This is a genomic window from Roseibium sp. RKSG952 (genome assembly GCF_009711355.1).
On the sequence record NZ_SMMF01000247.1, the window covers coordinates 1 to 426 of the forward strand.

Genomic DNA, 426 nt, shown 5'->3' on the forward strand with positions numbered 1-426 from the left:
CCGGCCCCCATGACCAAGGCCGAGACCACCAGCCGGAATGGCGTGAGTGCCTTGTAGCTGGCCGTGAAAACCGCAATTCCCACCACCAAAACACAGAGGAGAAAGGACAACAGGGTCGGCAGAGCCAGAAAACCGGCTGGCGCGGGAAGCTTGGCTGCCAGCATTCCGACGAAATGCATGGACCAGATGGCCAGAGCAAGTGTGAGGGCGGCCCCGGCCAGCAGGATCCTCCTGCGCGGATCAACCGCGCCTCGCACCTGAACAGCACGGTTCAGGCCCACAAAGCTCCCTTGAAATGCCATCGCCAAGGACAGCGCAACGAGCCAGGGCGCGTGCGTGATGGACATGCAGAGGCGCTCCTCACATCCGGTTCCCGCCCCGTCTCTCCTCCCGGGAGGGTTCTTGGCAAAATGATAGGACATAAAA

General features: G+C 61.7%; 1 protein-coding gene. It reads right to left on the reverse strand.

Translation table 11 applies throughout. From position 1 onward, the window contains the following. Positions 1–347: MHYT domain-containing protein (locus E1297_RS00605; RefSeq protein ID WP_305793803.1), on the reverse strand; the 347-nt coding region annotated here is incomplete at its 3' end. Positions 348–426: the final 79 nt, after the last annotated feature.